The 12,069-nt window shown below is 61.8% G+C and carries 13 protein-coding genes, 1 other RNA gene and 2 pseudogenes; 9 read left to right on the forward strand and 7 right to left on the reverse strand.

Annotated elements, in window-relative coordinates; all coding sequences use genetic code 11:
* Positions 1 to 190 precede the first annotated feature (190 nt).
* Both AC1RUK_RS30635 and AC1RUK_RS30640 read left to right on the forward strand, forming a co-directional pair.
* Positions 191 to 2,361: pseudogene (locus AC1RUK_RS30635) on the forward strand (TonB-dependent siderophore receptor).
* Positions 2,362 to 2,464: 103 nt separating this feature from the next.
* On the forward strand, positions 2,465 to 2,917 hold the full coding sequence (locus AC1RUK_RS30640) for a hypothetical protein (RefSeq protein ID WP_481837626.1): 453 nt from the start codon (positions 2,465 to 2,467) through the stop codon (positions 2,915 to 2,917).
* Between the two features lie 38 nt (positions 2,918 to 2,955).
* Here the strand turns inward: AC1RUK_RS30640 and AC1RUK_RS30645 are convergent, their stop codons facing one another.
* Complete coding sequence (locus AC1RUK_RS30645; protein ID WP_481839348.1) at positions 2,956 to 3,465, reverse strand: arsenate reductase ArsC; 510 nt, start codon at positions 3,463 to 3,465, stop codon at positions 2,956 to 2,958.
* A 209-nt stretch (positions 3,466 to 3,674) separates the two neighbouring features.
* On the opposite strand from AC1RUK_RS30645, the gene AC1RUK_RS30650 reads away from it, so the two are divergent.
* The gene (locus tag AC1RUK_RS30650) at positions 3,675 to 4,019 is read left to right on the forward strand and encodes a hypothetical protein (protein ID WP_481839347.1); all 345 of its coding nucleotides are present in this window, start codon (positions 3,675 to 3,677) and stop codon (positions 4,017 to 4,019) included.
* 133 nt (positions 4,020 to 4,152) lie between these two features.
* Here the strand turns inward: AC1RUK_RS30650 and msrB are convergent, their stop codons facing one another.
* The 5 genes from msrB to AC1RUK_RS30675 all read right to left on the reverse strand — a co-directional run bounded on the left by msrB (position 4,153) and on the right by AC1RUK_RS30675 (position 8,146).
* On the reverse strand, positions 4,153 to 4,557 hold the full coding sequence (gene msrB, locus AC1RUK_RS30655; RefSeq protein WP_120013583.1) for a peptide-methionine (R)-S-oxide reductase MsrB: 405 nt from the start codon (positions 4,555 to 4,557) through the stop codon (positions 4,153 to 4,155).
* Positions 4,558 to 4,751: 194 nt separating this feature from the next.
* Positions 4,752 to 5,549 (reverse strand): MBL fold metallo-hydrolase, encoded by a 798-nt coding sequence (locus AC1RUK_RS30660; RefSeq protein ID WP_481837625.1) that lies wholly within the window; start codon positions 5,547 to 5,549, stop codon positions 4,752 to 4,754.
* An 18-nt stretch (positions 5,550 to 5,567) separates the two neighbouring features.
* Positions 5,568 to 6,758: a vWA domain-containing protein gene (locus tag AC1RUK_RS30665; RefSeq protein WP_481837624.1), complete on the reverse strand. Its 1,191-nt coding sequence runs from the start codon at positions 6,756 to 6,758 to the stop codon at positions 5,568 to 5,570.
* Positions 6,759 to 6,766: 8 nt separating this feature from the next.
* Positions 6,767 to 7,213 carry a GNAT family N-acetyltransferase gene (locus AC1RUK_RS30670; RefSeq protein WP_481837623.1) on the reverse strand — a complete coding sequence of 149 codons (447 nt, stop codon included), beginning with the start codon at positions 7,211 to 7,213 and terminating at the stop codon, positions 6,767 to 6,769.
* A gap of 93 nt (positions 7,214 to 7,306) precedes the next feature.
* Positions 7,307 to 8,146: an AAA family ATPase gene (locus tag AC1RUK_RS30675; protein WP_481837622.1), complete on the reverse strand. Its 840-nt coding sequence runs from the start codon at positions 8,144 to 8,146 to the stop codon at positions 7,307 to 7,309.
* 157 nt (positions 8,147 to 8,303) lie between these two features.
* On the opposite strand from AC1RUK_RS30675, the gene ssrS reads away from it, so the two are divergent.
* The 6 genes and pseudogenes from ssrS (at position 8,304) to AC1RUK_RS30705 (ending at position 11,499) form a co-directional block, all read left to right on the forward strand.
* Positions 8,304 to 8,459: non-coding RNA, 6S RNA (ssrS, locus tag AC1RUK_RS30680), on the forward strand.
* 96 nt (positions 8,460 to 8,555) lie between these two features.
* Positions 8,556 to 9,137: a 5-formyltetrahydrofolate cyclo-ligase gene (locus AC1RUK_RS30685; protein WP_481837621.1), complete on the forward strand. Its 582-nt coding sequence runs from the start codon at positions 8,556 to 8,558 to the stop codon at positions 9,135 to 9,137.
* A 287-nt stretch (positions 9,138 to 9,424) separates the two neighbouring features.
* Positions 9,425 to 9,613: a hypothetical protein gene (locus AC1RUK_RS30690; RefSeq protein ID WP_481837620.1), complete on the forward strand. Its 189-nt coding sequence runs from the start codon at positions 9,425 to 9,427 to the stop codon at positions 9,611 to 9,613.
* 53 nt (positions 9,614 to 9,666) lie between these two features.
* A pseudogene (locus AC1RUK_RS30695) lies at positions 9,667 to 9,753 on the forward strand (5-formyltetrahydrofolate cyclo-ligase); the annotation flags it as partial.
* A gap of 74 nt (positions 9,754 to 9,827) precedes the next feature.
* A complete protein-coding gene (locus AC1RUK_RS30700; RefSeq protein WP_481837619.1) occupies positions 9,828 to 10,652 on the forward strand; it encodes a TIGR00282 family metallophosphoesterase in 825 nt (274 codons plus the stop codon).
* Between the two features lie 79 nt (positions 10,653 to 10,731).
* Complete coding sequence (locus tag AC1RUK_RS30705; protein WP_481837618.1) at positions 10,732 to 11,499, forward strand: TerC family protein; 768 nt, start codon at positions 10,732 to 10,734, stop codon at positions 11,497 to 11,499.
* 76 nt (positions 11,500 to 11,575) lie between these two features.
* On the opposite strand, the gene AC1RUK_RS30710 is transcribed toward AC1RUK_RS30705, so the two are convergent.
* Positions 11,576 to 12,043 carry an SRPBCC family protein gene (locus AC1RUK_RS30710; RefSeq protein WP_481837617.1) on the reverse strand — a complete coding sequence of 156 codons (468 nt, stop codon included), beginning with the start codon at positions 12,041 to 12,043 and terminating at the stop codon, positions 11,576 to 11,578.
* Positions 12,044 to 12,069 lie beyond the last annotated feature (26 nt).

Consider the following 12,069-nt stretch of genomic DNA (forward strand, 5'->3'; position numbering starts at 1 on the left):
CTTTCGTTCCCAAGCTTCGTTAGCGCCTCCACCCTGCGGATGCGATTTGTCTTCACGCATGCCTGAAAACCGGTTGACTATAAAACATGAGTCTCATAGTCAATATTGAACTTGACACAAATAGTCAACAATTCGAACGCAGGCGCCTCTGGTGGCCCTGCGCCGGTCAGAGGCAGTGGGGCAAATTCAAATGGCGTTTCATCGTGACAGCGACGGTGCTTTCCATCGGAAGTGGCTGATTGCCTGCCTGTCGACGCTGCTTTGCGCAGGTCATGCGGCGGCACAGGAAAGCGGCGCTCCCGCATCGGGCGGCACGACGGTGCTGGAGCCGATCACGGTGAGCGACAAGGCCGCCCAAAGCGCGTCCGAGGAGGACCGCAAGACGGTCGTCGCCCAAGCGCAGCTCCGGCGCAACCAAGACCGACACGCCGCTGATCGAGACGCCGCGCTCCGTCTCGGTGGTGACGCGCAAGGAGATGGAACAGCGCGGCGCGCAGGACATCATCGAAGCGGTCCGCTACTCGGCGGGCGTGACGACCGGCGGCTATGGCTTCGATCCGCGTTTTGACCAGATCTACATCCGCGGCTACAGCACGACGACGATCGGCGACTACAAGGACGGCACTGCGCCAGCCATATATGAACTACGGCACCTTCCGCACCGACCCCTATTCGCTCGAGCGCGTCGAGGTCATCAAGGGGCCGGTATCGGTCCTCTACGGCGCCGGCACGCCGGCCGGCATTATCAACAAGGTGTCGAAACTTCCTACCGAAGAGAAGATCCGCGAGGTGGAACTGCTCTACGGGACACAGGACAGGGCGCAGGCGGCATTCGATTTCAGCGGCCCGGTTCAGGAGGGCAGCAACGATTTCCTGTACCGGGTCGTCGGCCTGGCGCGGAACGGCGAAACCAATTTCGATATCGCCGACGACCGTTATTTCCTACAGCCTTCGCTTACCTGGGCTCCGGATGCCGCGACGTCCTTCACGATCTATGGGCTCGTGCAGGCCGACGAGACCGACACCAACGTCGGCGCGGTGACCGACCCATCGGGAAAGATTCTCCAGCTGCGCTCCAGCGATCCGGACTATGACTATCAGAAGGTGCGGCAGCAGCAGATCGGCTACAAGTTCGAGCACGAGTTCGACGGCGGCATCACGTTACGCCAGAACCTCCGTTATTCGCATCTGGACCTGCAGTCGCGCTACCTCAGCATCTTCAGTTGGACCGGCACGGTCGCCCATCGCGGCGCAAGTTCGATCCGCGACGAGATGAACGTCTTCCAGGTCGACAATCAGCTCGAAGCCAAGTTCGACACCGGGCCGCTGGCGCACACAGTGCTCTTCGGCCTCGACTATACGGACCTGACGTCGTCCTTCGGCTACGGAGCGGATCCCGTCAATCCAGCCTTCGATTTCGACATCGCAAATCCGACCTATGGCGTTTCCGGCCCGACCCCGGATTACACTCTTGCGCAGTCCGACGCGGACCTGCGACAGACCGGCATCTATGCGCTGGACCAGATCGAAATGGACAGATGGCGTTTCACGCTTGGCGGCCGCCAGACCTGGGTCGAGCAGACGCGCGTTCAGCTTTTGGGCGGCGCCCCCGAGGATGTGAAGAAGGATGCCTTCAGTGTCCAGGCCGGCGCTCTCTATCTGTTCGACAATGGCATCGCCCCTTTCGCCAGCTACGCGACCTCGTTCGAGCCGATTACCAACCAGTCGGTTTCGGGCACCATTCTCGAGTCGTTGAAGGGCGAACAGTTCGAACTGGGGGTCAAATACCAGCCGCCAGGGACCGATATCCTGCTGTCGGCGGTCGCCTATCATCTTGTCGAGAAGAACAAGCCGGTTCTGGTCGATCCCGTCGCGCTGACCTATCGCTCGCTGGGTGAGGTGACCAGCAAGGGTCTGGAACTGGAGGTGCGTGCCGCCGTCACGGACAGGCTGGATGTGATTGCTGCCTATACCTTCAACCATGCCGAGATCACCGCCGCGCTCGATCCTACAGAGATCGGCAAGGTCCCTTCGGTAACGCCCGAACATGTGGCGACGCTTTGGGCAAACTATACATTCGATCAGAGCTCGGCCGTTTCGGGCCTGTCGGTGGGGGCGGGCCTGCGGTTCCTCAGTGAGACCTATACGGACACCGCCAACACCAGCAAGAATGATGCGGCCATCTATCTCGATGCCTCCGCGTCCTACGATTTCGGCGCCATCGACAAGAAGTATGACGGCGTCACCGCGGCCTTTGCCGTCCGCAACATCGCCGACGACCGCGCGACGGTGTGCAACGAAGGCTATTGCTATCTCGGCCAGGGCCGCAACATGACCGCGTCGCTGAAGTACCGCTGGTAGGTCCGTGCGCCCAGGCGATAGGCGTGATCGTTGCATGTCAGCATGATGGTGTGATGTAAGGCAGCCTCGGCTATCCAAGGCTGCAACGAGCATCGAACCAACCATGAGCGAATTCGATTTTGGCGCCCGCCGCGGCTCGGAATTCCGCCAACGCGGCTTCTGGGCCCTGTTCGCGGAACGGCATCCGGAAGAAAAGGTCCGGCTGGCGCGGCGCGGACCCTGGTTCTGGCAGCGCGGGCTACCAGACTTCGCACTGGTCCTTTCCATGTATGTCGCGCCGGCGCAGAACCATGTCGGCGTTTTCTTCGGTCGCAACGAGAAGTTCGGTGCCACCGAGGTCTGGTCGCGGTTGAGGCCGTTCCAGCCGGCGATCGAAGACAGGCTGAAGCTCAGGCCGGAACAGAGTTGCGAGGGCCTCGGCATCAATTCGCTGTGGCGCGTGAACTGCTTTGCCGAGGACAACTGGCCGGCGATGGCCGACTGGCTGGTGACGGAATGCTCGCGATTCGAGCGCGCCGTGATCGAAGTGCTCGGAGAGGGCGGCGACGGTCCGTGATCGCCTGCCGCCATCCCGATGGGATCGCAATGGCCCGGTCAGTTCGGCTTTGGCGTGTCGCGGCCGATCTCGTCCAGATGGTTTTGCAGCGTCAGATGGTCGAGCGCGTCCACAGGCAGGTTGATGAACAGCGAGATGCGGTTGTTCAGCATGCGATAGGCCTCGGCGAAGGCGAGGTGCATCTCGGCGTCGGTGCCGTCCGCCTTGGCCGGGTCTGGTATCGCCCAGAGCGCCGTCATAGGGTGGCCGGGCCAGATAGGACACGTCTCGTTGGCGGTGTTGTCGCAGACCGTGAAGACAAAGTTCATTTCCGGCGCGTCGGGCGCCGCAAACTCGTCCCAGCCTTTCGAGCGGGCAAAGCCCGTATCGTAGTTGAGGCTTTCCAGCAGTTGCAGCGCATAAGGATTGACCGTGCCTTTCGGCTGCGAACCGGCGGAAAAGGCCTTGAACTTGCCGGCGCCGATCCGGTTGAGGATGGCTTCGCCCATGATGGATCGCGCCGAATTGGCGTTGCAAAGAAACAGGACGTTGTAGAAATTGTCGCTCATCTCAAGACCTCCCTGGCAGGCGACTGGATGATTGGCCGGCAGTTCCGACAGATTGCCGAAGATGCCGACAGGGGCGACGTAGGAAGGTTTCACGACGGTTTGATGACAATCGTTCAAATAATAGGCTCGCGCATACTCGACTATAGCATCGCGTCGACAGGCTTGCGGCGTTCGGCATGTCGGCCGCCGTCAAAAAGAAGGCCGCGGCAATGAGTGCTCCGGAGCCCTTCGCGGGCGAAGACGGCAAGGCAAGCCGCACGGCGGGCTTCTTCCGCTCGCGCTGGCAAGGCCTGGTGCCGCTCGATCGGCTGTTCTGGCGCGACCTGGTGTTTGTCGGCACGGCGATCAACATCGCTTTGTCGGTGGTGGCGCTGGTCCTGCTCGGGATGAAGCTGCCGCTCGCCGTAGTCCTGGCGGTGCATTTCCTGCCTGTGCCCTACAATATCTTCCTGACCTTTGCCGTCTGGCGCAGCGCGGAGAAATCCGGCGGCGCCAAGGCCTCGCTGATGATGCTGGGCTCCGCGCTTTGGCTGATCCTGGTCGTCGTGGTCTGACAGGCTCGAGTGCCTGTTGACTGTAAAGAGAAAGGCGGCCGAAGCCGCCTTCCATTCTGGCGACTTGCGCTCCATCTCTTTGCTTGGACGCAATTCCGGACGGAAAACCGTTCACACTTTTCCTGGAATTGCTCTAGGCGGCCGGCTCGAATTTCAGCGCCACGCCGTTGATGCAGTAGCGCAGGCCGGTCGGCGGCGGGCCGTCCTCGAAGACATGGCCGAGATGGCTGCCGCAGCGGGCGCAATGGCATTCGGTGCGGACCATGCCATAGCTGCGGTCGATGGTGTTCTCGACCGAGCCCGGCACCGGGTCGTTGAAGCTCGGCCAGCCGGTGCCGCTCTCGAACTTCAGCTTGGATTCGAACAGCGGCTGGTCGCAACCGACGCAGGAAAAGGTACCGGCGCGCTTCTCGTAGAGCAGGGCGCAGCTTCCGGGACGTTCGGTGCCATGGTTGCGCATGACGGCATATTGCTCCGGCGTCAGCCGCGCGCGCCATTCGGCATCGGTGCGGGTAACGGGGTAGGCGTGGGTGTCCATTTGATCTCCTCAGCCTTGGCGGCTTGTTACTACAGCGCCGCGCGTCCGTCGGACGCGCAAAGGACGCTGTAGCACTTTGGTTTGCGCATGATCCTTTCCGAACCGGAGGTTCGGGGTCATGCGCGAGTTGCAACCCATGTTCGCTCCAACATAGGCATTTGTTACGGGTTTTGCCCGCATTTTCGATCTTGTTCTCAGGCAATGGCTGCGAGATAGCGTGTGACCGAAGCGGCGAATGCCGCTTTCGCACCGCCGATGATATTCTGCTGCCACCAGGCGCCGTAGATATGGTCGAACTCGTATGGCTCCAGCGCCACCGCGATGCGGCGCACCGCCGCCGCGTTGAGCGGAATCTGGTTCGGGTAGCTGTACATGAAACTGACGTGGCGGCGGGTCGGCGAGACTTGCAGGATGTCGCCGGACAGCAGGACGTTGCCGCCGTCGCGCTTCCAGTGCATCACCTGGCCACCAGCAAAGTGGCCGCCGCAGCGGATGAGTGTCAGCGAGGGGTTTATGGCTCGCGTTTCGCCGTCCCAGCTGACGATCGCTTCGTGCGGTCGCATGATCCACTGACGGTCGTCGGCATGGAGATAGATCGGCACGCCGCCAAACGCCTCGCTCCACTCGACCATCACCGCATAATAGTGACAGTGCGAGATGGCGATCGCCGCCAGGCCGCCACGGCGGTTGATCTCGGCCACCGCCTCGTCGCTCACCATCGAGACGCAGTCCCACAACACATTGCCGTACGGCGTTTGCACCAGCAGCGCCCGCTGGCCGATGGCGAAGCGCGGCTCGACGCCGAAGGCGAGCACGCCGCCGTCGTCCTTCACCGCGAGCCGATGCGTGGCGGCGAGCTCTTCCGGCGTGATCCAGGCCTGACCCTCCCAGCGCACGAATTGCCGCTCGTCCTCGCAGATCGGGCAGTGTCGCGGCGGTGCTTCGCTCGCTGCGAACTGGACACCGCATTGCAGGCAAAGGAAGCAGGTCATGGTGACTCCGGGAATTGCTCAGTGCTTGCGCGAAAGCTGCTTCGTCGCGGCCTCGAGCCCGGCCAGCGTCAGCGGGAACATGCGGCCGCCGAAGATGTCGCGGATCATGGCGATCGAATGGGTAAAGCCCCAGTTCTTCTGGTTTTCCGGGTTGAGCCAGACGGCATTCGGCCATTGCTGCAGCAGGCGAGCCAGCCAGGCGGCGCCTGCCTCCGGGTTCCAGTGCTCGACTGAGCCGCCGGGGTGCGCGATTTCGTAGGGGCTCATCGAGGCGTCGCCGACGACGATCACCTTGTAGTCCGGCCCGTATTTGTGGAGCAGGTCGAAGGTCGGGATCGTCTCGGCGAGACGGCGGCGATTGTCTTTCCAAACGCCTTCGTAGAGGCAGTTGTGGAAATAAAAGTATTCGAGCTGGCGGAATTCGGCGCGGGCGGCCGAAAACAGTTCCTCGACGCTCCTGATGTGGTCGTCCATCGAGCCACCGACATCGAAGAACATCAAGAGCTTCACCGCATTGCGCCGTTCGGGCCGCGTCTTGACGTCGAGATAGCCGTGCTCGGCGGTGGCGTGGATGGTGCCGGGCAGGTCGAACTCCTCCTCCGCACCTTCGCGCACCCAGCGCCGCAGCCGCTTCAGCGCGATCTTGATGTTGCGGGTGCCGAGCTCGACGGCGTCGTCGAAATTCCTGAACTCGCGCTTGTCCCACACCTTCACCGCGCGGCGGTGGCGGCTTTCGTGCTGACCAATGCGCACGCCCTCGGGATTGTAGCCATAGGCGCCGAAGGGCGAGGTGCCGCCGGTGCCGATCCATTTCGAGCCGCCCTGATGGCGGCCCTTCTGCTCCTCCAGCCGCTGCTTCAGCGTTTCCATGAGCTTGTCGAAACCGCCGAGCGACTCGACCAGTTTTTTCTCTTCGTCGGACAGATGCTTTTCGGCGAGCCGCCGCAGCCACTCCTCGGGGATGTCTCTGACGTCGACAGCGGCGTTTCCGTCTAGCGCCTCGACGCCCTTGAAGACATGCGCAAACACCTGGTCGAAACGATCGATGTGGCGCTCGTCCTTCACCAGGGCAGTGCGGGCGAGGTAGTAAAAACCCTCGACGTCATAGTCGACCAGCCCGGCCTCCAACCCCTCCAGCAGCGACAGATATTCCCGAAGCGAGACGGGAACGCGTGCTGCTTTCAGCTCAAGGAAGAAGGGGATGAACATGACGCTATCTACAGCAGATCATATTCGATGAAGCCGGTGCACCGCGCGACATGGTCGTAGAGCTTGCGTGCGGTGGCATTGGTTTCGTGGGTCATCCAGTAGACGTTCTTGACGCCGATCTTGCCGGCCTCCTGCTTGACCGCTTCGATGAGGGCCGCACCGACGCCCTTGCCACGCACCGCCGGGTCGGCGAACAGGTCCTGCAGATAGCAGTTGTTCATCTGCGACCAGCAGGAGCGATGGTAGAGATAGTGGGTGAGGCCGACAGCCTTGCCGTCGAGCGTGGCGATAAAACCCTTCGGCTCGAATTCGCCGACCGTGAACAGCCGCTTCCAGGTGACGGCATAGACCTCTTCCGGCAACTTGGTTTCGTAGAAGGTGAGATAGGCGGTCCACAGGCGCTGCCAGTCGGCACGGTCGGACTGCGCCAAGGGGCGGATGGTGATCTCGGTCATTTCGTTCTCCTCCGAAGCTTGTGGCTTGAAGCTGCCTCGGCGCCCGGTTGGCGGCAACGGTCCAGCGAGGGGATAGACGCTGTCCGGTCTTTCCTATCCCTGCCGTCTCGCCATGAAGGCCAGGCGCTCGAACAGGTGCACGTCCTGCTCGTTCTTCAGCAGCGCGCCATGCAGTTTGGGCAGCGCGTTCTTCGGGTCGGCGCGCAAATCCTCCGGCGCGATATCGTCGGCGACCAGCAGCCGGATCCAGTCGAGCGCCTCGGAGGTCGACGGCTTCTTCTTCAGTCCGGGCACGTCGCGGATCTCGTAGAACTGGGTGAGTGCGGCGCGCACCAGATTCTGCTTGATGCCGGGATAGTGGACGTCGACGATTCTATGCAGCGTCTCGACATCGGGAAAGCGGATGTAGTGGAAGAAGCAACGGCGCAAAAAGGCGTCCGGCAGTTCCTTCTCGTTGTTGGAGGTGATGATGACGATTGGCCTGACCGCGGCTTGGATCGTCTCGCCGGTCTCGTAGACGAAGAACTCCATCCTATCGAGCTCCTGCAGCAGGTCGTTGGGGAACTCGATGTCGGCCTTGTCGATCTCGTCGATCAACAGCACGACCTTTCTGCCGGCAGTGAAGGCCTCCCAGAGCTTGCCGCGCTTGATGTAGTTCCTGATGTCGTTGAAGCGGTCGTCGCCGAGCTGGCTGTCGCGCAGCCGCGAGACGGCGTCATATTCGTAGAGGCCTTGCTGCGCCCTTGTGGTCGACTTGACGTGCCATTCGATCAGCTCGAGGCCGAGCGCGGCCGCCACCTGGCGGGCAAGTTCCGTCTTGCCGGTGCCGAGCTCGCCCTTCACCAGCAACGGCCGCTCCAGCGCGATCGCCGCGTTGACGGCCACCATCAGATCCTTGTCGGCGACATAGGCCGCCGTGCCTTCGAAACGCATTTTTGCTCCTCGGTTCGATCGAGCCGACCGTAAGGATGCGGCCACGCCGGCGCAAGCACGAGCTCGGGCGCTGCGTTTGGCGGAAATTCTGAATGATAAAGCAGCCAACCATGCCGTGTCTCTGGCGCTCGGCTAACCATCGGCCTATATTGGGGTCGGCGGTCTGCGCTTCCCGGCAGGAGACACTTTTCCCCGGGGCCTTAACGATCCTTAGGGAGCTGTCCCTGGGAAGACCCGTGGGTTTTCTCACACGGCGCCCACCTACCTTGTAGGCACCCGGGATCGACTTCTCCACCGGTTGTGTGGATCGTCATTTTTCGCAAGGCATCCACGCATTCCGGTGGATCATAAGGTGGAAAACGTCGCTCCCAAAACCTCATCCCCAATCTGACCTTTTCTACCTTGGCGCATGACATCTACGAGAGACCTGAAAAAACATCTTCGCAAGGAAGCGCTCGGGCGACGTGATGCGCTCGACGAATTCTGGCGCGTGGAAATCGCACTCGAAATGGCCGAGACCGCTCGCGACCAGATCGCGGTCGAACCGGGCCAGATCATCTCCGGCTTCTGGCCGATGCGTTCGGAGGTCGATGTCCGGCCGCTGATGTTCGCCTTGCGCGAAAAGGGCGCGCGGCTCTGCCTGCCGGCCATTCTCGACAAGACCACCATCGTCTTTCGCGAACTGGTGCGTGGCACGCCACTGGTGGAGATGGGCTTCGGCACAATCGGCCCGCATGAAGAGGCCGCGGTGCTCGACCCGGCGGTGATGCTGGTGCCGCTCGCCGCTTTCGACGCGCGTGGCCACCGTATCGGCTACGGCGCCGGCTATTACGACCGCGCCATAGCCAAGCTCGTTGACAAGGGGCAGCCACCGCGGCTGATCGGCATCGCCTTCGACTGCCAGGAGGTGGCACAGGTGCCGGACGAAAACCATGACGTGATCATTCAGGAAATACTCACTGAGAGCGGGTTGCGCCGGTTCGATATGTGATGATCTGCTTAACGCGTTTCTAAGACATATCGGATAGTACTTCTGCAATACAATCCGATTCGATGGCAGCAATAGCTATGGTCTTAATGCGTTTCCTCTTGATGCCGCGCGGTAGTGCTGCTTGCAATGGGATTGCACATCACCGGAACCTCCCTGTATCACAAAGCCGCTTGGTATCAGACGGTCGCCACCGTGACGGATGTCGATCCCTACACTGAAACGAAAAAAACGGGCTAACGATAGATGGCATCAATGTCGCCGTCACCTATGTGGTTGACGACGCGCCGATGACTTGGTCCGGAAAGGGAAAGGTCATCGGTCTTTATGCGGCGACCATAGGCGACAAGGTAGAGTTGTACTACGACCCTGCCGATCCGTCGAACCTCGATACCGCCGCAGCCAAAGGTTGGCGCGGCGCGCTGTTGCTCCTTGCCGCTACCGGCGGTTTCACCGCCTTCTACGTCTGGTTCTTCTAGCTACGCCGACGGAACGCGCCGTAGACGTCGCCTAGCCCGATCGCGTTGCGGGCGCGCAGGTGCCGGATGAGAATCACGACGTGATCATTCCGGAAATACTCACCGAGAGCGGGTTGCGTCGCTTCGCTCCGCAATTGTAGATAGTCTTGGGGTGCATGGTCTTTTGCGGAAAGTCATGCAGCTGGTGCTTCATGGACTTTCGGCTCGGGATCTTATGAGACTTCTCTTCCTCGGCGACATGGTTGGCAAGACTGGACGCACGGCGGTGTGGGAGCAACTGCCCGGCCTGATCGCTGACTTCAAGCTCGACTTCGTCGTCGTCAACGGCGAGAACGCCGCCGGCGGCTTCGGCATCACCGAAGAGATCTTTCGCGACACGATCGCAGCGGGAGCTGACGTCGTCACCACCGGCAACCATGTCTGGGACCAGCGCGACGCTTTGGCGTTCGCGCCGCGCGAGGAGCGTTTCCTGCGCCCGTCCAATTTCCCCAAGTTTACGCCGGGGCGCGGCTCTGGCGTCTACATCGCCAGGAACGGTGCGCGGGTGCTGGTCGCCAACATCATGGGCCGTGTTTTCATGCACCCCGAGCTCGACGATCCGTTCCAGGCCGGCGAGCGCGAGCTGGCGGCATGCCCGCTCGGCGAACAGGCCGATGCGGCCGTCATCGACTTCCACGCCGAAGCGACCTCGGAAAAGATGTGCTTTGCGCATTTCGTCGACGGCCGCGCCAGTCTCGTCGTCGGCACCCATACCCACCAGCCGACCGCCGACCACCAGATCCTCAATGGCGGCACTGGGTACATGTCCGACGCCGGCATGTGCGGCGACTATGATTCCTCGCTCGGCATGGACAAGGAGGAGCCGCTCAACCGCTTCCTGTCGAAAGTGCCGAAAGGGCGGTTCGAGGCGGCAAACGGTCCGGCTACCCTGTGCGGTGTCGGCGTCGATATTTCCGATCGCACCGGGCTGGCCGAGAAGATCGCGCCGTTTCGTCGCGGGCCACGGCTCGAGGAAACCGCGCCGTCCTTTTGGTCGTGACATTGATATGAGCGTTGGCAGTCCCTAACTGCCGACGAACTCCGCCAAACTGCTCTAGATCGTAGAGGGGACGACCTCCATGCAGCTCATCGAATTCCTGGCGCCGCATTTTGCCTTTGTCTCGGACCCGACCGCCTGGGTCGCGCTGCTGACGCTGGTGGTGCTGGAGGTCGTGCTCGGCATCGACAATCTGATCTTCATCTCGATCCTCACCAACAAGCTGCCGGAAACGCAACGCGCCCGCGCCCGGCGGCTCGGCATCTCGGCGGCGCTGATCATGCGGCTGGTGCTGCTTGCCACCATTTCGATCATCGTCCAGCTGACGACGCCGGTGTTCACCGCGCTTGGCCACGGCTTTTCCTGGCGCGACCTGATCCTGATTGCCGGCGGCCTGTTCCTGGTCTGGAAGGCGACCAAGGAAATCCACCACACGGTCGATCCCGACGACCATAAGGACACGATGCTCGGCGAGACGCTGCAGATTTCGCTCGCCGGCGCCATCTTCCAGATCCTGCTGCTCGATCTGGTCTTCTCGATCGATTCGATCATCACCGCCGTCGGCATGACCGACGAGATCGCCATCATGTACATCGCCGTGATCGTGGCGGTCACCGTGATGATGCTGGCGGCCGGGCCGCTCGCCGACTTCATCGCCAAGAACCCGAGCATCGTCATGCTGGCGCTGGGCTTCCTTTTGATGATCGGCATGACGCTGATCGCCGACGGCATGGGCTACCATATGCCGAAGGGCTACATCTACGCCGCTATGGGGTTCTCGGCGCTGGTCGAAGGCCTCAACATGCTGGCGCGGCGGCGGAGGAAGGCAAGGTCCGGCGGCGGGCACTGAGGCTGGCCGGCTCTAACCTTTTGTTTTTGCGCAATTCCGGACGGAAAACCGCTACACACTTTTCCTGGAATTGCTCTTAGCTCGCCGGCACGCCCTTCGGATGGCGATCGCCGATCAGGCCAAGCGTCAGGCCCTGCTCCAGCCACGCCTTGGCGCCGGCCAGCACGAGCGAGAAGCCGCCGGTCGAATCGATCGCCTGCTTGACCTGCTCGTCACCGCTACCGGCAAAGCCGAAATTGCGAACTTCGAGAAAGGTCGTGTTGCCCGGCATCTCGGTGAAGGTCCAGACCACAATGGTTGGCGGGTCGCTCCACTGCATGACGATCTTCTTGTCCTTGACGATCTCGCTGACATCGACCGCCGTCGAGACGTCGTACATGCGCCATTCCCACTGAACCGGCTTGCCTGCGTCCAGCCGGCCGCTGGAATGAGTGAACCAGAATTTCGTGGTGACAGCCGGATCGACGATCGCTTCAAACACCTCGGCAACAGGCCGCCTGATCAGCATGGCGGTTTCGGCGGTTGGCGCTTCGCGGATTTCCATGGCGGTCTCCTTTCCAGGCTTTGGCC

The organism is Mesorhizobium monacense, from assembly GCF_056781675.1.